Source organism: Listeria sp. SHR_NRA_18, assembly GCF_003856515.1.
GTDB lineage: Bacteria > Bacillota > Bacilli > Lactobacillales > Listeriaceae > Listeria_A > Listeria_A newyorkensis.
This window is the reverse complement of sequence record NZ_QPKR01000004.1, coordinates 1-20,850: the sequence shown is the minus strand read 5'-3', so window position 1 is coordinate 20,850 and position 20,850 is coordinate 1. Positions and strand designations below refer to the sequence as shown.

Genomic DNA, 20,850 nt, shown 5'->3' with positions numbered 1-20,850 from the left:
GATTTGCTTTCGTTAGCAGTCCCAGATAATTATGAAAAATGACATGATTGCAATGATTTTAGCAGGTGGACAAGGTTCAAGGCTCGGCGATTTAACGAAAACGATGGCAAAACCGGCTGTTTCGTTTGGCGGGAAATATCGCATTATTGATTTTTCGCTGAGCAATTGTTCGAATTCAGGGATTGATACGGTGGGCGTGGTGACGCAGTACCAGCCGCTCGAGTTGAACGATCATATTGGAGATGGGTCTTATTTTGATCTGGATTATAAAAATGGTGGCGTGACGATTTTGCAACCGCATCTTAGTTTGGAAGGTGAGAAGTGGTTTAAGGGGACGGCGCACGCGATTCATCAGAATGTGAGTTTTATCGATAGTCATGATCCTGAGTATGTGCTTATTTTGTCGGGTGATCATATTTATAAAATGGATTATGAGAAAATGCTCGATTATCATAAGGCGAAAAATGCGGCGTTGACGGTGGCTGTTATTGAGGTGCCGATGGAAGAGGCGTCGCGGTTCGGGATTATGAACGTGGATAATACGGAGCGGATTATTGAGTTTGATGAGAAACCTGCTGAGCCGAAGAGTAATTTGGCATCGATGGGGATTTATATATTTAAATGGAGTTTGTTGAAGCAGTATTTGAAAGATGCGCAGTCTAAAAATATTGATATGAGTGACTTCGGTAAAAATATCGTGCCAGCGTATTTGAATAATGGCGAGCCTATTTTCGCGTACCGTTTTTCGGGTTATTGGAAGGATGTTGGGACGATTTCGAGTTTGTGGGAGGCGAATATGGAGTTCATTAATCCTTGCCACGAGTTGAATATTCGGGATAGGGAATGGCGAATTTATTCGAAAAACCCGATTGCGCCGCCACAGCATATTACGAAGCAGGCGGATGTGAAAAATGCGCTGATTGTGGATGGCTGTTTTATTAATGGGCAGGTGAAGCATTCGATATTGTCGCAAAATGTGAAGGTTGGCGAGAATAGCGTGATTGAGGATAGTGTCATCATGCCAAATGCGGTGATTGGGAAAAATGTCGTGTTAAAACGCGCGATTGTAGGCGAAAATGCGGTTATTGCGGATAATGTGGAAATTTTGGGTGGCGACGAGATTGAGGTTGTTGGTCACCATGAAATGATAGGAGTGTCGGAAGATGAAGGCTAATAAAATATGTGGAATCTTAAACTTATCGGAAAATAAAGAAGGACTGCAGCCTTTGACGAAAAACCGGCCTCTTGCGGCGATGCCATTTGCATGTCGGTATCGCTTGATTGATTTCCCGTTGTCGAATATGACGAATGCTGGTATCAATACGATTGCGATGTTTTTGAATGAGAATAATCGTTCGTTATTTGATCATATTCGGAGCGGGAAGGAATGGGATTTGAACACGATGTACGGTGGTTTGTTCGTGTTTGATGAGCGGAATGCGGATGATTTTTCGCAGGAGAATTATGATAATAGCCTGAACTTCTTGACGAAATCGGCGACGGAATACGTGGTTATTATGGGAAGTAAGATGATTTGTAATATCGATTTGAAGGGTGTTTTGCAACATCATAAGCAGCAGGAAGCGGATATTACGGTCGTTTATAAAAAGCTAACGGCGCCGATTGAGGCGGGGAATCATGAGAATTTGATGACGCTTGATGTGACGCCGGAAGGTAAAATTTTGGCGCATGAGGAAGTGGGCAAATCGGAGCGGGTGACTGAAAGTAGTGCGCTTAGCTTGGAAATTTATTTGTTGAAGCAGGAATTGTTGTTGAAATTGCTTGCGAATTATCGGGAAACCGGGCGTGATTTTTCGCTGGATGCGGTGATGAAACAGGCGGTGGAACATACGAATGCGAATGGGTTTGAGTATACGGGTTATTTGCGCCAAATTTATTCGGTGAACTCGTATTTTGAAGGGAATTTTGATATGTTGGAGGATCGTCATTTGTCGGCGTTGTTCCAAGAAAACCAGAAAATCCATACGAAAGCGAAGAACGAGGTGCCAACTTTTTACGCGGAGCATTCGGATGTTAAGGATTGCTTGGTCGCGAACGGTTGCTTGTTGCGTGGATCGGCGGAGCATTCGCTTCTGTTCCGGAATGTGGTGCTGGAAGAGGGCGCGCGTGTGAAGCATTCGATGGTGATGCAGGGTGCGCGAGTCGGTGCGGGTGCGCGATTGGAGTACGTGATTGCGGATAAGAAGAGCGTGATTGCGCCGGGTGTCGAGTTGATAGGTACGCGTGAGAACCCGATTGTGGTTAAAAAGGATGAACAGATTGAGACGAGCAGAGGGGCGGAAGTCGGATGAAAGTCTTATTTGCAGCAGCGGAGGTCTTTCCGTTTGTGAAAGTGGGTGGCTTGGCGGATGTGGCGTATGCGTTGCCGAAAGAGTTGGTGAAGCAGGGCGTGGATATTCGCGTGGTGTTGCCGTTTCACACGAAGATGGTGCAGGAATTTAAGGACGAGATGGTTGATGTGACGCAGTTTACGGTGGACGTTGGTTGGCGCAAGCAGTTTTGTGGTGTGAAGACACTGGTGCGTGACGGTGTGACGTTTTACTTTATTGATAACTTGTATTATTTTGACCGCCCGAATGTGTATGGGGATTATGATGATGCGGAGCGTTACGCGTTTTTCTCGATGGCGGTTTGTGAAATGATGGAGAAAATTGATTTTATTCCAGATTGGCTACACGTGAATGATTGGCATACGGGGATTATTCCGCTGCTTCTTGCGGATAAGTATCATTGGATTGAGGCTTATCGCGGGATTCGGACGGTGCTCACGATTCATAATTTGCAGTTCCAGGGGATTTATTCGCCGCGTGTGTTGGAGGAATTGCTCGGGATTGGGATGCAGACGTGGCATGAGGACGGGATTAAGTATTATGATGATGTGAACTTTATGAAGGGCGCGATTCAGTTTGCGGATCGGATTACGACGGTGAGTCCGAGCTATGCGCAGGAAATTCAGACGCCGCTTTATGGGGAGCGTTTGGATGGTTTGCTTCGCGCGAATGCTTGGAAATTGACGGGGATTCTGAACGGGATTGATCAGGAGTTGAATGATCCGGCGAGGGATTCGCTCATTCCAAACGCTTTTAGTCAGGCGGATATGTCTGGAAAAGCGGCGAATAAGGCGGCGATGCAGAAACGTTTGGGATTACCGGTTCGTACGGATGTGCCGCTAATCATCATGGTCTCGCGATTAACCCATCAAAAAGGATGCCATTTAGTCGAGGAAAGCCTAGATGCGTTATTGCAAAAGGATATTCAAATCGCGATTCTTGGCATGGGCGAGACAGGTTTTGAGGATTCGTATCGCTTTTTCGAGCATGTGTATCCTGAAAAAATGTCGGCGAATATTGATTTTGATATTGGTTTTGCACAACAGTTGTATGCGGCTGGGGACATGTTGTTGATGCCGTCTTGGTTTGAACCGTGCGGGATTGCGCAGTTGATTGCGATGCGGTACGGGACGCTTCCTGTTGTGCATGAAACGGGTGGTTTGAAAGATACCGTACAGCCTTTTAATCAGTATACAGGAGAGGGAACTGGTTTTAGTTTTCATAATTATGAGGCTGGTGTTTTCAGAAATATTTTGGAATCGGCAATCGCGCTTTATGATACGCAACCCGCTGTCTGGCAACAACTCGTGACACAAGCGATGAACAAGGATTTCAGCTGGAAAGTTTCAGCGGAAAAGTATAAGGGTATTTACGAGGAACACTGATCAAGCGCGGCGACACACGATCAGCTCCGCGCTGGTACTCGCTTTTGCCTAGGATCTAATCATTTGTCGCCGCGCTTGTGGTTTGGCGGAAACACATAGTTTTTTTAAGCCCGATAAGGAGGAATCATATTGGAAATTAGTAAGGAGCATTTTAAGAAAGAGTATAGTCGTGCATTGACGAGTCTTTATGCCTCTGAAATTCATGATTTGACGCCATTGGAACAGTACATCACATTGGGAAGTGTAGTCAAGGAGTACACGGCTCAAAATTGGATGCAGACGAAGAAGGAATATCAGCAGGATCAGGCAAAGCAAGTTTACTATTTTTCGATTGAGTTTCTACCTGGGAAGTTATTAAAAAGCAATTTGTTGAATTTAGGAATTTTGGATACGGTTCGTGAGGGATTGGCGGAGCTTGGCGTGGAATTTGCCAGTTTAGAGGCGATTGAGGCGGATCCTGGACTTGGAAATGGCGGGCTAGGCCGATTGGCGGCTTGCTTTATGGATTCGATGGCGACGTGTGATGTGCCTGGAAATGGGAACGGGATTCGGTATCGCTATGGCTTGTTTAAGCAGAAGTTTGTGAATGGTTACCAAGTGGAGCTGCCGGATGATTGGTTGAGACATGCGAATGTGTGGGAAACGCGGCGCGAGAATAAGGCGGAGATTGTGCGCTTTTTCGGTGATGTGCATTTGGAAGAGGACAAGGATGGCAATATTAAGCCGATTTATGCGCATACGGAGGATATTTTGGCAGTGCCTTACGATACGGCAATGACGGGTTATGAAAATGACACGGTGAACAATTTGCGGCTTTGGTCGGCTGAAATTCCGCCGAGTGAGGAAATGGATTACTTTTCGGAAGAGCGGCGGAAGTCGATTCATAGTATTTCAGAGATGCTTTATCCGGATGATTCGAGTTATGATGGTCGCTTGCTACGCTTGAAGCAGGAGTACTTTTTCGTGTCGGCGGGTGTGCAGAGCATTATTCGGTATTACCGGAAGCTGGGCGTGCCGATGGAGCATTTGGCGGAGAAGATTTCGATTCATATTAATGACACGCACCCGACGATGTGTATCCCTGAATTGATGCGGATTTTGCTTGATGAAGAGGGTTTGAGCTGGGATGCTGCTTGGGCGATTACGATGAAAACGTGCTCGTACACGAACCATACGATTATGGCGGAAGCGCTTGAGAAGTGGCCGGAGCAAATGGTTTCGAATCTAGTGCCGCGGATTTACCAGATTATTTGTGAGATTAATCGCCGACATCTGGAAAGCATGACGCCGCTTTATGGGGAGAATTTTACGCATCGTACAGCGGTGATTCAAGATGGCGTTATTCACATGGCGCATTTGGCGATTATTGGTAGCCACAGTATTAACGGTGTGGCTAAGCTGCATACGGAAATTTTGAAAGAGAAGGCGCTGCATGATTTTTATTTGGCGTATCCGGCTCGTTTTAATAATAAGACGAATGGCATTACGCATCGCCGGTGGTTGCTTCTGAGCAATGAAGGTTTGAGCGATTTGATTAGCGACTATATCGGCACCGAATGGAAGAAGAAGCCAAATGAGCTATACTTACTGAAAGCCTTTAAAGAAGACACGGTTCTGCTTGAAAAATTAGAACAGGTCAAATTGGCGAATAAGAAACGGTTGGCGGATTACGTGAAGGAAGCGATGGGGATTGAGATTGATCCTAATGCGGTTTTTGATGTTCAAATCAAGCGACTTCACGCGTATAAACGCCAACTCTTGAATGTGTTGCATATTTTATCACTGTATTTGAAGTTGAAGGAAACGCATTCGGAGGAAGAGATAGTACCGCGCGTCTTTATTTTTGGGGCGAAGGCGGCACCGAGTTACTCGTACGCGAAGGAAATTATCAAGCTGATTAATGCGGTGGCGGATTTGATCAACAACGACACGACGATTGATAACAAAATTAAGGTCGTTTTTGTGGAAAACTACGGCGTGACATTGGCGGAGAAAATTATTCCAGCGGCGGACATTAGTGAGCAGATCTCGCTTGTGACGAAAGAGGCGTCGGGAACGAGTAATATGAAATTGATGCTAAACGGGGCGATTACGCTTGCGACGCTTGACGGGGCGAATGTGGAAATTCGGGATAAAGTAGGCGATGAGAATATGCTGTTGTTTGGGATGCAGGATCAGGAATTGTATCATTTTTATGATTCTAATTCGTATCATTCACAGGAGATTTATGATCACAATCCGCGCTTGAAACGTTGTCTGGATGCGCTGGTTGATGGAACGATTCCGAACATTGAGGCGGAAGGACGCGAGATTTTTGATTCGCTTTTGAAGTACAATGATGAGTATTTTGTGTTGAAGGATTATGAGTCGTATGTGCACGCGCAGTCGCGGATTGACGGGCTGTATCGTGATCGGAAGAAGTGGAATCAGATGTCGCTTTTGAATATTGCACATGCGGGCGAGTTTTCGTCGGATTATACGATTATGCATTATGCGGATGAGATTTGGAATGTGCACCACAATAAAAATCTGTGACGAGAGGGAGTTTAGCCAGTGGTGAAAGTAGTCTTATTTGATTCATGGAATGAGCTTTACAAACGACCTTTTGGCGCAGTGAATGTGAGCGCGACGATTGATTTTCGAATCGATGTCGCGCTTCCTTACGTTTCCAAAGTGGAACTTAAGATTCACAAAGATGGCATGGAGGAGCAAAGTTTTGAGATGAACCCTACGCAGGGTAATGCTTACCAGGTTTCCTTCCAGCCATATGCGGCAACGGGGCTTTATTTTTATTATTTTAAAATTCAGCAGGATTTTGATACGCAGACGCGGACGACGTACTATTTTAATAATCATGATTTGCATGGTGGGGAAGGTTTTTTCACGGAGAATTATCATGATATGTGCACGTATCAGCTGACGTGTTTCCAGTATGCGGATAAGGCGCCAGAATGGTATCAGAATGCGGTTTTCTATCATATTTTTGTGGATCGGTTTTTCAATGCGGATGATCATGTGCACTCGCCGAAGCCGGATTCGTTTATTTATGCGAGATCTGAGGACACGCCTTATTATATTAAAAATGCGCAAGGTGAAATTGTGCGCTGGGAATTCTTTGGCGGGAATTTGGACGGGATTACGCAGAAGCTGACGTATTTGAAGGAGCTCGGCATCACGGGGCTGTATTTGAGTCCAATTTTTGAGGCGAAGAGTAATCATAAATACGATACGTCTGATTATAAGAAAATTGATCCGATGTTTGGCGATGAGTCGATTTTGGCGGAGCTGATTCAGAAGGCTGGCGAGATGGGGATGCGGATCGTTCTAGATGGCGTTTTCAACCATGTTGGTGAGGATAGTGTGTATTTTAATCGGTATGGGAATTTTGATTCGGTCGGGGCTTATCAAAGCGTGGATTCGCCGTATCATTCTTGGTTTACGTTCCACCAGTTTCCGGATCAGTACGATGCTTGGTGGGGCGTTAGTAATTTGCCAGTTGTGAACAAGCAGGATGCAGATTTTCAGCGGTTGATTTATGGCGGGCCGGACAGTGTCATCGATTATTGGACGTCGCGCGGGATTGCTGGCTGGCGGTTAGATGTCGCGGATGAGCTTCCGGATGCGTTTATCGGTGGGATTCGCCAGACGTTGATGAAATATCCAGATCGCGTGTTAATCGGTGAGGTTTGGGAAGATGCCACGAACAAAATTGCGTATGATAACCGGCGACATTATTTAGAGGGTGGTATGTTGCAAGGCGTGATGAACTACCCGTTCCGCCAAATTATTATTGACTTGATTAACGGAAGCTTGACGGCACAACAAGCGGCGCAAAAAATGATGGCGCTGAAGGAGAATTATCCCAATGAGGCGTTGCAGGCGAATTTGAATAATATCGGGACGCATGATACCGCGCGGATTTTTACGATGCTATCAGAAAATAAAGCGAAGTTGCGTTTGGCGATTTATCTGTTGATGGTGTTGCCGGGTGTGCCGTGCGTGTATTACGGAGATGAGGCGGGACTAACAGGTGGTGCGGATCCGGACAATCGCAAGTTTTATCCGTGGGGGCGTGAAGACGCTGATATTAGCGACTTTTTCCATACAGCGATTCAGCTTCGAAACCAGAATGAAGCGCTGCGAAAAGGTCGGTATTATCCATTCTCGTTAGGCCTGTTATTCGGTGTGATTCGTTATATTGACGACGATAATTGGCACCTGTTTGTGATGAATCCGACAGGCCAGGAGCAGCAAGTGGACGTAACGACGATCTATCCAGAGCGTGATGATTGGCGGCCGGTTTTAGAGTCCGCGAATATTCATGAAACCAGCATCGCAGCCTATGGATTTTTCTTCAACTAAAGCGAAAAAGAGAAGTTACAGCATTCTAAAATACATGCTCAGCATGTCGACAAACACTCATTTTCGTCGTTAAAAGCTCCGTTCCAGTGCTCACGTACCTCAGTACGCTCCGCTCTGGTACTCGCTTTTGCCTAGAAACTAAGTATTTTTCGACATGCTGAAGTTTGGAGAAATATCATGTAAAGCAGTTTTCTACAGTCTGCTGCATTCTAACATACATGTTGCATCGTCTCTTTTTTATAGATACGAAATAACTTCCGCGCTAGACCGTACTTTTCCGATTCTTGGAAAAATAGTTTGGCATACATAATCATGCATTTCTTTGTTCGCAGCGCCCATTACATCTTCCACAAAAACTTGATTATAGCCAAGTTGGAAGGCTTCGCGGGCTGTCGTATCCACGCCGATGCCAGTAGACACACCACCGAGCACAATCGTATCCATACCACGGCGACGTAATTGCAAATCAAGGTCTGTACCATGAAACGCGCCCCATTGCCGTTTTGTCATCGTATACGTGCCATCTATTTCCGCAAGTGCCGGGACAATCGCATCCCAACCTGCTGGATACGAGGCTGGGCCTTGCTCCGTGTCTGTTATTGGATGTAGCATATCTTTCCCATCTAACGTCGAAACACGAACTAATACCACGAATCCGCCTTTTTCTACAAAGGCTTTGACTAGCGCTCCTGCACGCTCGATAATAGCTTCTGGCGTATACGGCGCGCTATGATGTCCGATAATTCCATTTTGTAAGTCGATGAGGACAAGTGCTGTTTTTTCGATTGATAAATTCATTTTATTTGCTCCTTTACTAGTTGGTGTTTTACATTTAGCTTTTTATACACTTTAAAATAAACCCAGACAGCGTTGACGAAAAGCAGGGCGCTGGTAATGAAAAAGACGTATTGGATGCCGAGCCATGCCTCAATTTGACCGCCAAAAACCGATCCCATGAAAATTCCTAGATAACCCGCCGAATTTGTGATACCAAAGACGCGACCAGTGAAATCCGGTGGTGTCATTTTTTTAATCAAAATATTGACGGAAGGATTGAGACCGGCGACCGCGAGACCAAGTATAAATCGCAACGCAATCAGTTCCCACGGATGGTTTACAAAGGCTTGAGGAATAAAAACAACACCCGCCACAATCAGGGCGACGAAAATAACGCGTTGTGCCCCAATTTTATCCGAAAGTTTGCCGAGTCGTGGTGCTGCGATGATGCTCGCTAGGCCTGACGCAGAGAATGCGAGCCCTGAAAGTAGCGCGATATGCGACGCCCCCCTCGATAGTTGTTGCATATAGACTGTGATGATAGGTTCCACTGAGTAAAGCGCTAAAGTCAGCGTAAAAAAAGTCACAAACATCGTCAAAATAAAGCTTTTGTTCGGCAAAGCACGCCAAACTTCCTTCGTATTCATCACCTTTTTCTCCGACCGCACAAAATTCTCTTTCACGAACAGCGCTGTTAAAATAAAAGCGGCGAATAAAAGTCCGCCAGTCATGAAAAAGACATTTTGCAATCCGAAATGTTCCGCGATGATGCCGCCGACGAGTGGACCGAGCAGCGAACCTGTGATGGCGCCAGTCGAAAGCGTTCCGAGTGCCCAACCCGCGTGCGCCTCATCGGTTTGCGTGGCGACGAGTGCTGTACAAGCTGTTGCGAATCCAGTTACGACACCCTGCAACGTACGCAGAGCAATCAGTTCATAGACGTTGTGCGCAAATCCCATGCAGCCAATAATAATCGCCATCCCAAGACTCGCGCGCAACAACATGGGTTTCCGTCCAAATCGATCCGCCGCCTGCCCCCAAATCGGTGAAAAAATAGCGGACATAATAAAAGTAATGCCGAATGTCACGCCGGCTAGCTGAGCGACAAGCGCCGTATTATCAACGCCGAGATGCTTTATGTAAAGCGGTAAAACAGGAGCTATCTGACTCATCCCGATGCTGGTAACAAACGTTCCAAACCAACAAACAATTAAATTTCGCTTCCAAATCGGCATGTGACCGCATCTCCTTTTGTTATCTTAGACAATAACAACCTAAGTATAAACGAGGAAACATCGCTAATCCATGCACAATTTTAAAAGCCATGGATATTCCTATGATAATATTCCGTTGGGCTGACTCCTTCCAGCTGTTTAAAAAGCCGACTAAAGTAAAATTCATCGCTAAAACCAAGCTGTCCGGCGATATCTTTCACCTTTTTCATCCCGTTCATCATCAATTCTTTCGCATAATCCACCTTCATTTTATTGAAAAAAGCAATCACAGAATAGCCAGTCGTTTCCTTGAAAATTCGGGATAAGTAAGTCGGAGAGAGCTGGACAAGATTCGCTAGTTCTGTCAGTGTGATATTTTGTTGCACGTGACGCCGCATATAGGCAATCACTTTTTCCACTTTTAAACGTGCACCGTCATTTTTATGTTGTGCCCGAAGATTCTGATTAATCGCGAGAAATAGTTGTTGTAAGAATGTTTTGGCCACAAATTCATAGCCAGGTAACTTTGCGTGCCAGCTAGTAACTAACTTCTCAAAAGTTTCACTCACAGCATAATAATCTTGAAGTGCCATCACAGGAGAAAAAGCCAGCAAATCTTGTTCCGGCTGAATCGTCCAAGCGGTATCGCTAAATCCAACACGCGCGTAACTAAAATGAACGGTAAACAGGGAAGCGCCGCTCGTTTCGATCGAATGCGACACATTTGCAGGCATATAGAAAAGCGTTCCCTCACGAAAAGTCCCGACTTTATCCGCAATGTCATACGTACCAGTCCCGCTAGTCACTAGAATCAACGCATGGTGTTGCAATGTCCGCGTCAACTTTTTCGCCAAAATCAACTTCGAACCACCGCCGTTACAATAATGAATGTGAAAAAATAGCTCATGTATGTTCATCCTAACCTCCTAAACGATATCCTTCTTTTTCGACCCCATCCAACGCTCCAACCGCTTGCCGACGTACCACAAAACAACGACAATCACGATCAAAATAAGCAATTTCACAGGATGTTGCAAGATGTCCCGCAGATCATATCCAATGTAACTAATCGCAAAAACCTTAATCACTTTCCCACCGATAAGCGCCATCAAAAATTGGAAAAAGCGGATTTCCGACAAAGCAGCGACCACATTGACTGCAGAAGACGGTGTAAACGGCATCACAAGCAAAATAAAAATCGGACCAAATCCATGTTCATCAATCCAATCCATGACTTTGCGAACGTGCCGATGATGCGTCACAAACCGCAAAAAACGAGTTTGCCCGAACCGTCGCACAATCCAGAAGACGCACAAGCTCCCAAGGATCGCCGCGCTACACGAAATCACGAAGCCCCAAAATAAACCGTACGCGCTCACGTTGACAATCACAAACAAAGAGAACGGTAAAAATGGCAGAAAAGCTTCAATAAACGGCAAGAAAAATGCTAATAACGGCCCAAATGCCCGATACGACTGCATCCACTGCATCACATTATCATATGAGAAAAACTCTTTCATCGAATTATACCAATCTATCATAGCTACCCCACCCAATTCCTAACAGTTTTCTATTATTTTCTCATAATACCCGCAAAATTGCATTTTCAAGCTACTGAAGCAAAACAAAACCATATTTTCCGCGATATTTGGGCATCACGAGAAACTATGGTTTTGCGTCTGGTTAATTCGCTTTTTGATTCATAAATACTGCTTCACTCTGCACGCGCGATTTTTCAAAGCCATACTGTTCGGCGACGATATACAGCGGTCGATCCTTGACCTCATCGTAAATCCGACCGATATATTCGCCAATCATACCTAGAATCACGAGGACAAATCCGCTAAACAATAACTGAATAACAATCATCGAAGACCAACCGCTCACCGTCGTGCTTGTGAATAACGCTTGAAACAGCACGATCAACATGTATATGAAACCAGCGCCCGATAAGACGACACCTGCGTAACTCGCTAGTTTCAACGGCTGGTGGGAAAAAGAAGTAATACCGTCGATGGAGAGTTTGAGCATTTTTTTGAGGGGATATTTCGTTTCTCCAGCCGCCCGTGCATCACGTTCATATGCTACTGCAATCTGCTTAAAGCCCAGCCAGCTCACCAAACCACGAACAAATGGATTTTTCTCATTCAGCTTTTTCAGCTCCGTATAAACTTTTCGATCCATGAGGCGGAAATCCCCAGTATCAACGGGAATCTCCACATCTGTCAGTTTATGCAGCATCCGATAGAACATCTTGGCACTCCATTTTTTGAATAAAGTCTCACCATCTCGTTTTGACCGTTGCGCATAGACGACATCGTAACCTTCCTGCCACTTATGCACCATTTCTAGAATTAGCTCTGGCGGATCTTGCAAATCAGCGTCGATAATAATGACCGCATCGCCACTTGCGTAATCCGTCCCAGCCGTGATTGCCACTTGATGCCCAAAATTCCTAGAAAAAGCGAGGCATTTCACGTGTGGATCGGCGAAACTAATCGCCTGAACGATGGCTAGCGTCTTATCTTTACTCCCATCATTCACGAAGAGGAGTTCGTAATCCAAGGCCAACTGCTCCATCACATTTTTCAAGCGCTGATACGTTTGTTCCATGACCGCTGCCTCATTATAGAGCGGGATAACCACAGAGATTTTTTTCGTCATTGTCCTCCATCCTCCTCCGTCAGTTTGTAGAGTGTGCCACCAGATTGTCCACCTTGCATGCCGCCACGTTGCGAATTTCCCCCTGTTGTCGCGCTCGTTGTTGCATCTGTCGTCGTCGTTTCGTCGCTCCATTCCGAGCTATCCACTTTCATACCATTTTCCTCGATCCAAGCCACAACATCTGAATTACTCGCCTTATTATTCGATGGTAAATAGAAGTATTTTATTTTGCCATCCTTGATTATTTGCTTCAATTCCTTCACTGTCAAAATTGGATCGGTGCCGTTGAACCCACCAAGTGCCATCACGGATTCACCAGTTTTGATAATGTAAGGTGCTGCTGTGGAAGCATCTGTTGTTCCAAATAAGAATTCCGTTCCGCTACTGTTTTCCTCTAGATAGGAAATCAATTTTTCGTTCACCGTTGCATCGGCAAAACCGTCACCACTACTTGTTTTCAGTTGTGGACCAGCTTCTGGAAGCGCGCTGTTGCCACCGTACATCATCGGCGTTAATGCCCAATAAGTCGGGGCTAAAAGGAGCGCAACCAAGGAGGCTACGGCGATCCAAGAAGTCCATGCAGGTTGTTTATGCTTCACGATGAATAGTGTCGTTGCAAGACCTAGACCAATCACGCCGACGAATCCCATCCAAAGCATCGAATATTGTGCGATGAAGAACATTTGTAGACCTGTTGTTGCGACTACTGCACTTGGTAATAAGTAACCAGGCACGCCTTTATTTTTGCGATAAAGTTTGAGTAGGGCCATAAATCCAGCACCAGTTAACGCTGCGATTGCAGGAGCTAACATGATTAAATAATAGTGATGGAAGAAGCCAGCAATACTGAAGAATCCGGCAACTGGAATAAGCCACGCAGCCCAGAAAGCCATCTCTTTTTGCTCCGTATTCCATTGGAAGAAGCGACGTTTACGACTCCAGTTAGCGATGAAAATAGCCGCCGTGCCGAACAATGCCATTGGTAATAACCAACTGATTTGATCACCGAGTGCCGTTTGGAAAAGACGTAATGGGCCGGCTGTACCAGTACCAAACATGCCTGTACCACCCATCATTTTGGAGCCGCCACCAGGGCCGCCACCGTTTCCACCAGGACCACCGCCATTCATGCCATTTGTGGAACCGCTTGGAGGTTGTGGCGGTTGACCGGACATTGATTGCCCATTTTGAGCCGATTCCGTGCTTGCGTCAGGTGCGATATTGTCGTTATTAGTGGAGCTGCCGGGTGCTCCAGCTTGTACATTTGCTCCATCTTGACCGCCACCAGTACTCATACCAGTTTCCTGCCCTAGAAGTCGCTCCATCCCGTTATAGCCAAATGCAAGCTCTAACACGGAGTTTGTCTGACTACTGCCGATGTAAGGTCGTGAGTCCGCTGAGGTGCTGTCCACGATAACCGCCCATGATACGGAAACACCGAGCATCATTACGAGCGCAATCACCAAATGTAGCAGTTTTTTCTTCCAGTTTAATTTTGCTGCGATTAAATAAAATAATAAAAAGGCGGGAACAACCATGTAAGCTTGTAACATTTTGACATTAAATCCGACACCGATTAAAACGAATGCCAATAATAAAAAGCCGATTTTTCCTCTGCGTACTGCTTTAAATAACGCCCATGCACCTAGTAATAGTACGAAAACGAGAATACTATCTACGTTATTCGTCCGACTAACTGCAACAGCAATCGGCGTCGTAGCCATTACAAGTGCTGCGATTCGAGCGGCCCAGCTACCAAATGTCGGTTTTACGAGGAAATAAAGTAATAGAACCGAGGCTACACCTGCGAGCGCTTGCGGTAAAATAACGCTCCATCCATGAATCCCAAAAATAAGAGCACTAATCGTTTGTAACCAGAGCGCGACAGGCGGCTTATCCACCGTTACAAACCCAGAAGGATCAAGCGCCCCGTAGAAAAAGTTAGACCAATTCTCCGTCATACTCGTAACCGCCGCCGTATAATAAGGGTTTACCGTATCATCATTCCATACAGCCCAAAAATTCAGAAACGCAGCGAGCACTGCAATACCAATTAAAAACCAATCAATCCGTCGTTGTTTCACCATTTCCATCACTTCCTTCATTTACTGATAATCCCAGTGTATCTGGCAAATGTGAAAAATGAGTGAACAGAGTGGGAACATAGTTTTAAATGTTTATTTTAGGAGGGAAGAAGTAGTCTAATAATAGATGCATTTCAACTCCGTTTAGCTTTTCGAAAAGAATTTGAAAAAAGTTTTAAAAAACCCCTTGCCAAACACGCGTAGTAGTGATAATATATTAAATGTTGCTAGAACAACTTGTTCTAAACTATGCGGGTGTAGTTTAGTGGTAAAACTACAGCCTTCCAAGCTGTTGTCGTGAGTTCGATTCTCATCACCCGCTCTTAAATATGTTATCAACGCAGTGTTTCGACCTTTATAAGCGAAGCATTGCGTTTTATTTTTGTGTGGATCATATGCGCTGTAAATCGGCGGCAAGCGTTCGCATTCAAGAAGTTTGGTGGACTTCCGGTTCTCACGTACACGAGTACGCTCCGCTTCCGGCTTCCACCAAACTTCTTGAATACAAACGCTTTCGCTCGATTTGTTTAAAGCCATATCTAACTCTTACCCAAAAAGACAAAAGATAAAAAGACAAAAAAACAAGATACTAAGAACTGAGGTGCGAACCTTGCAGAATATAGATATGAACGGATTAAAACAAGACATCATTGAGTACGCAGATGAAATAGGTATTCAAAAAATAGGATTTGCTTCGGCTGATCCTTTTTTGGAATTGAAAACGCGATTAGAAGTTGCAGCGAAGGAGGATGTTTTAACTGGTTTTGAGCATCCAAATATCGATGAGCGTGTGTATCCTGATCTGATTTTTAAGGAGCCACGGTCGATTATTGCGATTGCGTTGGCGTATCCTTCGAAAATGAAGAATGAGCCGGTGAGCCGGAAAGAGGCGCGTCGTGGTGTTTTTTCTCGGGCTTCGTGGGGAACGGATTATCATACGGTGCTTCGTGAGAAATTGATGCTACTCGAGACTTTTATCACCGAACGTGTTCCGGAGGCTCGCTTTAAATCGATGGTGGATACGGGAGAGTTTTCCGATGTTGCAGTGGCGGAACGGGCTGGGCTTGGTTCGCGTGCTAAGAATACGCTTTTGATAACGCCGGAGTTTGGTTCATTTGTTTATTTGGGCGAGACGCTGACGAATTTGCCTTTAGCGCCGGATAAGCCGATGGGAGATTTGTGTGGCGATTGTAATAAGTGTGTGGAGGCCTGTCCTACGGGGAGTTTGCTCGGGGAAGGGAAGATGAATCCGAAAATTTGTCTGAGTTATTTGAGCCAGACGAAAGGCTTTTTGGATGAAAAATATCGCGAAGTGTTGCATAATCGGTTATACGGTTGCGATACGTGCCAGGTGGTGTGTCCGTATAATCGTGGGCATGATTTCCATTTTCACGAGGCGATGGAGCCTAATCCGGAATTGGTGAAACCTGAATTGAAGCCGCTTTTGTCGATTTCGAATAAGGAATTCAAGGAAAAATTTGGTCCGATGGCGGGCTCGTGGCGTGGGAAGAAGCCGATTCAGCGTAATGCGATTATTGTGTTGGCGCGCTATAAGGATAAAACGGCGGTGCCAGAGCTGATTCGGTGTATGACGGAAGATCCGCGACCGGTTATTCGAGGAACGGCGGCTTGGGCACTCGGAAAAATTGGCGGGGCAGACGCGGAACAGGCGTTGATGCAGGCGCATGACGATGACGCAGAAGTTGTAGCAGAAATGACGCGGGCAAAGAATTTAATAGGAGTAAGGTGAAGAAATTGGCAAATCATATTGTGCTTTATCAACCGGAAATTCCGGCAAATACAGGGAACATTTCACGAACATGTGCGGGGACAGATACGTATTTGCATCTGATTCGACCGCTCGGATTTTCGACGGATGACAAGATGTTGAAGCGGGCTGGGCTTGATTATTGGGATCACGTGAAATTGAAATACTACGATTCGATAGAGGAATTTTTTGAAGTGAATGCGGGCGGCGAATTTTATTTTATTACAAAATTTGGACGCCATTTGTATAGTGATGTGGATTATCGAGACACGAATAAGGATTACTTCTTTATTTTTGGGAAGGAAACGACGGGCTTGCCGGATGCGGTTTTAGAGGCGCATGAGGATACGTGTTTGCGGATTCCGATGACAGACCATATTCGGTCGCTCAATCTGTCAAATACGGCGGCTATTTTAATTTATGAATGCTTGCGTCAACAAGAGTTCGGGACGCTGGATCAACTGCCGCACTATGATCGTAAAATTTTTAAAGACTAGGGGATGAGTCCAATGAACGAAACGATTGAAGGAATTTTAAGTCATTATTCGGTGCGTGATTTCAAGGATCAGGCATTGACGGAGAACGAGATTGCTTTGCTTGTAAAAAGCGCACAGGCGGCCTCTACGTCGAGTTTTGTGCAAGCCTACTCGATTATCGGTGTTTCCGATTTAAAACTGCGTCAGGAGCTCTCTGTGATTGCAGGAAATCAAGATTATGTCGTGAAAACAGGCCAATTCTTCGTTTTCGTCGCAGATTTGTCAAGGCATCATGAAATCGGGAAGGCGCGCGGTGCAGACACAGAATCGCTGTCAACGATGGAACGTTTCCTCGTGGCAACCGTGGACGCAACACTGGCCGCTCAAAACATGGCAATCGCAGCAGAATCGATGGGGTTAGGTATTTGTTACATCGGCGGAATCCGAAACAATCTTGCAAAAGTTTCCGAATTACTACATATTCCGGACTACGCGACACCCTTATTTGGCCTGACGATTGGCCATCCGACAACGAGTTCCGAACCCAAACCAAGGCTTGCGACGGAACTTGTCTACCACGAAAATCACTATCAACCAAAAGACATGGAAGACTTCAAAAACTATGACGCGACGATTCGCGATTATTATGCGGCGCGAACGGGTGGTAAACGCGTAGAGGGCTGGACCGACCAAATCGAACGCGGCTTGCGACATACCACAAGACAGGATATCAAAGATTTTCTAGCGAGCAAGAACCTAGGCAAAAAATAAGAAAAAACGACGATTCGAGCCTGAATCGTCGTTTTTGTTACATATCGAATTTTTCACGAATTGCGTGTAAAAGCCCTTCACAACCAGCGCTCACAAGCCGTTCTGTTTCCTCGAAATTCCCCGTATAATAAGGATCGGGAACCTCCGACTCTTTTTCATCAGGCGCAAAGTCCATCAATTTTTTCAGGACAACATCACTGTCCAGCGGTTTCAACGCCTCCAAATCTGCCATATTTGAGCTATCCATCCCAATCACATAATCGAAATCAGAAAAATCATCCTGACCAATAAGGCGCGCACGCATTTGCGAATAATCAATGCCGTGCTTCGTCAAAACTTGCTGCGTCCCGCGATGTGGCGGATTACCTAAATTCCAATTTCCCGTCGCCGCCGAATCAATTCGAATCTGATCCGTCAGCCCCGCCGCATTAACCTTTGCACGAAACATTCCTTCCGCCATCGGAGACCGACATATATTTCCCAAACACACAAACAACACACGAACTACCATCTTAATCCTCCCATTCCTTTCTTAACTCCGCGACCTTTTCCTGCCAAAAATGCTGTGATTCCAGCCAACGCAACATATCATCAACACGCGTAGCATCCAATTTTCTCCTGAAATAATAAATCTGATTCTCAAGCAACGTCACCCCGATTTGTCGAAAAGGCGCTTCCTCAGAATGTAGCAAACAATCAATCTGCGTCAAATACCAATCCTTCTCGGCACGATCCTCCAGCAACTGCAAAATTTCCAATGCCTTCTTCACATTCGCCATCGCCAACATCTGCTCCAATTTTTCAAGCGGATAATCCGGCGCAAAAGCCACATCAAAAGGAGAAAAGTACAGCGATTCCACGAAATCCGCAAAATTTTCCGCGACAACAAGCGTTTGCAACGTCTCGAAATCCACATAAATCACGCGCGGTTCCGCCCTCTGATAATCGAGCCCAATATACCGATGCCCATCTTGATGAAAATACACCTGATTACCCGGCAAATCCACATCCTGCTCCTCCAAAATGTGGCGCTGCAACCCATCAAGCCCCGCGATCGAATAAATTTCTGCATCCGCGAGTCCATACGACGTCGGCTCCGCAACCGGAAAATGATTTTTCGCAAGCAAACCACCATTATGTACACGCAACATATCCTTATATCCGCCCGGTAGCGAAAGATGATGCGTTTCTTCCCAAGCCTCGATCTCACTATCCAAAGCAGGACTCGCTCCACGCAACCAAATACTCATCCGATTCACCTCTTTCTACACCCAGTATACCAAAAAGAATCATTTTTGACGCGCCTTAACATCAAAAATGATTCCGTTCTTTTTTTATGCCAGTTCCGCACGAATCGATTCCACAACATCCGCCATCGTTTTATCCGCCAAAACCTGCTCCATCGCGGTTTGTGCGTCACGCAATGTCTGCTCCATCGCACCTTGAATATGCGCTCCAACCTCACAATGCGGATTCGGATTCTCATGAAATTGAAACAATTCCCCATCCTCGACACTATCCACGGCCTTATACACTTCCAAAAGCGTGATTTGATCGAGAGGCTTCAAAAGCGTCGCGCCGCCAGTCCCAGCCTTGACTGCAATAAGCCCAGCCTTTTTCAGCTGACCACTGATGCGCCGAATCACAACTGGATTCGTATTAACACTCCCAGCAATTCGTTCAGAGGTTAATGGTGGCTCTTGGGTAGCAATTAGTGATAAAATATGGGTAGCAACGGTGAAACGGCTACTTATTTTCATCCAAACCAACTCCTTTGTAACCATTGTAGTTACAAAATAAGAAGATGTCAACCATGTTTTAAAATGACGCATAGTGGTACAAGTTATTGTGAGGCATAACACGATTGGACAAATCGGTAAAACTAGTTTATAATTATTATTAGATAATAGTTATTATAAATAAGGAGGAGAATTATAAATGAAAACAATCAATTCAGTAGACACAAAAGAATTTTTAAACCATCAGGTGGCGAACTTAAACGTATTTACGGTAAAAATTCACCAAATCCACTGGTTCATGCGCGGGCACAATTTCTTCACACTGCACGAAAAAATGGATGACCTTTACAGCGAATTCGGCGAACAAATGGATGAAGTGGCAGAACGCTTACTAGCAATCGGTGGCGCACCATTCTCCACCCTAAAAGAGTTTTCAGAAAACGCAAGCGTAGAAGAAGCACCATACACAAAACCAAAAACAATCGAGCAGTTCATGGCAGATCTTGTTGGCACGTTAGAATTATTACGTGACGAATACCAACAAGGCATCGAACTAACAGGAAAAGAAGGCGACGACGTGACACAAGACATGCTCATCGGCTTCAAAGCATCGATTGACAAACATATCTGGATGTTCAAAGCCTTCCTAGGAAAAGGACCTCTAGAGAAATAGATTATATCCCAGATAAATCGGCGACAAGCGCTCGTATTGTTGGGGCTGTTCGAAATGAAATGAGCTACAGCCCCAATATGCATGAGAGCGAAGCGAGCATGTAATCCTTCCCGGCTGTTCGAAATGAGTTATACCTATAAGCATCGAGAATAGGCGTTCCTTCTAGATATTTAAAACAAGGATGTGATACATCCTCGTTCCACCAAACTCCCTGAATACAAACGCTTTCGCTCGATTTGTTTAAAGCAAAATTTTCGTCTTACCTGGCATAATAGGTTTGGCGATTTTTTGTCGTGTTTAGTTATCAATCATACTGAGGTATTAAATTATATTTTAAGCTTTTATCAAAAAAAGTTTAACTTTTCAAAAAAAGTGGTACATACAGTTATCTAGTTGTAAGCAAAATACATGCGAAGTGAGTAGATATCTGCTATCCTTGCAGTAATCGAAATAGGGAAGAGTCTAGTGGTAGTAAGTCAAGTGAAAAGGAGTAGTTATTCGAGTAAAAACTTCGTTTTAAGACCGAACAAAACTAAGCCCGCCAAAATAGTGATTTTTTCGGGCATTACCAAGTATGCGAACATAA

General features: G+C 45.2%; 18 protein-coding genes and 1 tRNA gene. 10 read left to right on the top strand and 9 right to left on the bottom strand.

Translation table 11 applies throughout. The annotated features are described in order from the left end of the window. Positions 1-31 precede the first annotated feature (31 nt). From DUK53_RS07145 to DUK53_RS07125, 5 genes are all read left to right on the top strand, one after another. Positions 32-1,174: a glucose-1-phosphate adenylyltransferase gene (locus DUK53_RS07145; RefSeq protein ID WP_036132778.1), complete on the top strand. Its 1,143-nt coding sequence runs from the start codon at positions 32-34 to the stop codon at positions 1,172-1,174. Beyond that, positions 1,164-2,312, top strand: a complete 1,149-nt coding sequence (gene glgD / locus DUK53_RS07140) for a glucose-1-phosphate adenylyltransferase subunit GlgD (RefSeq protein WP_036132776.1) — start codon at positions 1,164-1,166, stop codon at positions 2,310-2,312. The genes DUK53_RS07145 and glgD overlap by 11 nt, the downstream gene beginning before the upstream one ends. Next, a complete protein-coding gene (gene glgA / locus DUK53_RS07135) occupies positions 2,309-3,736 on the top strand; it encodes a glycogen synthase GlgA (protein WP_036132775.1) in 1,428 nt (475 codons plus the stop codon). Before glgD ends, glgA begins: the two co-directional genes overlap by 4 nt. Positions 3,737-3,865: 129 nt before the next feature. Beyond that, positions 3,866-6,271: a glycogen/starch/alpha-glucan phosphorylase gene (locus DUK53_RS07130; protein WP_036089173.1), complete on the top strand. Its 2,406-nt coding sequence runs from the start codon at positions 3,866-3,868 to the stop codon at positions 6,269-6,271. A gap of 18 nt (positions 6,272-6,289) precedes the next feature. Next, a complete protein-coding gene (locus DUK53_RS07125; RefSeq protein ID WP_081964454.1) occupies positions 6,290-8,098 on the top strand; it encodes a glycoside hydrolase family 13 protein in 1,809 nt (602 codons plus the stop codon). Between the two features lie 237 nt (positions 8,099-8,335). Here the strand turns inward: DUK53_RS07125 and DUK53_RS07120 are convergent, their stop codons facing one another. From DUK53_RS07120 to DUK53_RS07095, 6 genes are all read right to left on the bottom strand, one after another. After that, positions 8,336-8,896, bottom strand: coding sequence for an isochorismatase family protein (locus tag DUK53_RS07120; RefSeq protein WP_036089172.1), 561 nt, complete (start codon positions 8,894-8,896; stop codon positions 8,336-8,338). Further along, positions 8,893-10,110, bottom strand: a complete 1,218-nt coding sequence (locus DUK53_RS07115) for a multidrug efflux MFS transporter (RefSeq protein WP_036132773.1) — start codon at positions 10,108-10,110, stop codon at positions 8,893-8,895. Before DUK53_RS07115 ends, DUK53_RS07120 begins: the two co-directional genes overlap by 4 nt. 80 nt (positions 10,111-10,190) lie before the next feature. Further along, positions 10,191-11,006, bottom strand: coding sequence for a helix-turn-helix transcriptional regulator (locus DUK53_RS07110; RefSeq protein WP_036132771.1), 816 nt, complete (start codon positions 11,004-11,006; stop codon positions 10,191-10,193). A 9-nt stretch (positions 11,007-11,015) separates the two neighbouring features. Continuing rightward, positions 11,016-11,627: a TVP38/TMEM64 family protein gene (locus DUK53_RS07105; RefSeq protein ID WP_036089231.1), complete on the bottom strand. Its 612-nt coding sequence runs from the start codon at positions 11,625-11,627 to the stop codon at positions 11,016-11,018. A gap of 145 nt (positions 11,628-11,772) precedes the next feature. Beyond that, on the bottom strand, positions 11,773-12,753 hold the full coding sequence (locus DUK53_RS07100; RefSeq protein ID WP_036089168.1) for a glycosyltransferase family 2 protein: 981 nt from the start codon (positions 12,751-12,753) through the stop codon (positions 11,773-11,775). Further along, positions 12,750-14,858 carry an ArnT family glycosyltransferase gene (locus DUK53_RS07095; RefSeq protein WP_483306204.1) on the bottom strand — a complete coding sequence of 703 codons (2,109 nt, stop codon included), beginning with the start codon at positions 14,856-14,858 and terminating at the stop codon, positions 12,750-12,752. Before DUK53_RS07095 ends, DUK53_RS07100 begins: the two co-directional genes overlap by 4 nt. A gap of 230 nt (positions 14,859-15,088) precedes the next feature. Between DUK53_RS07095 and DUK53_RS07090 the strand changes: the two genes are divergently transcribed. From DUK53_RS07090 to nfsA, 4 genes are all read left to right on the top strand, one after another. Continuing rightward, positions 15,089-15,159 (top strand) — tRNA-Gly (locus DUK53_RS07090). A gap of 303 nt (positions 15,160-15,462) precedes the next feature. Continuing rightward, positions 15,463-16,587: a tRNA epoxyqueuosine(34) reductase QueG gene (gene queG / locus DUK53_RS07085; RefSeq protein ID WP_124892662.1), complete on the top strand. Its 1,125-nt coding sequence runs from the start codon at positions 15,463-15,465 to the stop codon at positions 16,585-16,587. Between the two features lie 5 nt (positions 16,588-16,592). After that, entirely contained in the window at positions 16,593-17,102 is a 510-nt protein-coding gene (trmL, locus tag DUK53_RS07080) for a tRNA (uridine(34)/cytosine(34)/5-carboxymethylaminomethyluridine(34)-2'-O)-methyltransferase TrmL (protein ID WP_036132927.1), read from the top strand. Between the two features lie 12 nt (positions 17,103-17,114). Continuing rightward, positions 17,115-17,852 carry an oxygen-insensitive NADPH nitroreductase gene (nfsA, locus tag DUK53_RS07075; protein ID WP_036089166.1) on the top strand — a complete coding sequence of 246 codons (738 nt, stop codon included), beginning with the start codon at positions 17,115-17,117 and terminating at the stop codon, positions 17,850-17,852. A gap of 37 nt (positions 17,853-17,889) precedes the next feature. Here nfsA and DUK53_RS07070 read toward each other — a convergent pair whose 3' ends face one another. The 3 genes from DUK53_RS07070 to DUK53_RS07060 form a co-directional block, all read right to left on the bottom strand. Further along, entirely contained in the window at positions 17,890-18,363 is a 474-nt protein-coding gene (locus tag DUK53_RS07070; protein ID WP_036089164.1) for a low molecular weight protein-tyrosine-phosphatase, read from the bottom strand. Position 18,364: 1 nt separating this feature from the next. Next, positions 18,365-19,102 carry an SMI1/KNR4 family protein gene (locus DUK53_RS07065; protein WP_036132769.1) on the bottom strand — a complete coding sequence of 246 codons (738 nt, stop codon included), beginning with the start codon at positions 19,100-19,102 and terminating at the stop codon, positions 18,365-18,367. A gap of 84 nt (positions 19,103-19,186) precedes the next feature. Further along, complete coding sequence (locus DUK53_RS07060) at positions 19,187-19,612, bottom strand: Rrf2 family transcriptional regulator (protein ID WP_036132768.1); 426 nt, start codon at positions 19,610-19,612, stop codon at positions 19,187-19,189. 178 nt (positions 19,613-19,790) lie between these two features. Between DUK53_RS07060 and DUK53_RS07055 the strand changes: the two genes are divergently transcribed. Further along, on the top strand, positions 19,791-20,264 hold the full coding sequence (locus DUK53_RS07055) for a Dps family protein (RefSeq protein WP_036089159.1): 474 nt from the start codon (positions 19,791-19,793) through the stop codon (positions 20,262-20,264). Positions 20,265-20,850: the final 586 nt, after the last annotated feature.

Coding starts and splice junctions, on each gene's coding strand:
- DUK53_RS07065 (WP_036132769.1), bottom strand. CDS start 19,102: ATGAGTATTTGGTTGCGTGGAGCGAGTCCTGCTTTGGATAGTGAGATC.
- nfsA (WP_036089166.1), top strand. CDS start 17,115: ATGAACGAAACGATTGAAGGAATTTTAAGTCATTATTCGGTGCGTGAT.
- DUK53_RS07055 (WP_036089159.1), top strand. CDS start 19,791: ATGAAAACAATCAATTCAGTAGACACAAAAGAATTTTTAAACCATCAG.
- DUK53_RS07070 (WP_036089164.1), bottom strand. CDS start 18,363: ATGGTAGTTCGTGTGTTGTTTGTGTGTTTGGGAAATATATGTCGGTCT.
- DUK53_RS07120 (WP_036089172.1), bottom strand. CDS start 8,896: ATGAATTTATCAATCGAAAAAACAGCACTTGTCCTCATCGACTTACAA.
- DUK53_RS07095 (WP_483306204.1), bottom strand. CDS start 14,858: ATGAAGGAAGTGATGGAAATGGTGAAACAACGACGGATTGATTGGTTT.
- DUK53_RS07115 (WP_036132773.1), bottom strand. CDS start 10,110: ATGCCGATTTGGAAGCGAAATTTAATTGTTTGTTGGTTTGGAACGTTT.
- glgA (WP_036132775.1), top strand. CDS start 2,309: ATGAAAGTCTTATTTGCAGCAGCGGAGGTCTTTCCGTTTGTGAAAGTG.
- queG (WP_124892662.1), top strand. CDS start 15,463: ATGAACGGATTAAAACAAGACATCATTGAGTACGCAGATGAAATAGGT.
- DUK53_RS07145 (WP_036132778.1), top strand. CDS start 32: ATGAAAAATGACATGATTGCAATGATTTTAGCAGGTGGACAAGGTTCA.
- glgD (WP_036132776.1), top strand. CDS start 1,164: ATGAAGGCTAATAAAATATGTGGAATCTTAAACTTATCGGAAAATAAA.
- DUK53_RS07110 (WP_036132771.1), bottom strand. CDS start 11,006: ATGAACATACATGAGCTATTTTTTCACATTCATTATTGTAACGGCGGT.
- DUK53_RS07060 (WP_036132768.1), bottom strand. CDS start 19,612: ATGAAAATAAGTAGCCGTTTCACCGTTGCTACCCATATTTTATCACTA.
- DUK53_RS07100 (WP_036089168.1), bottom strand. CDS start 12,753: ATGACGAAAAAAATCTCTGTGGTTATCCCGCTCTATAATGAGGCAGCG.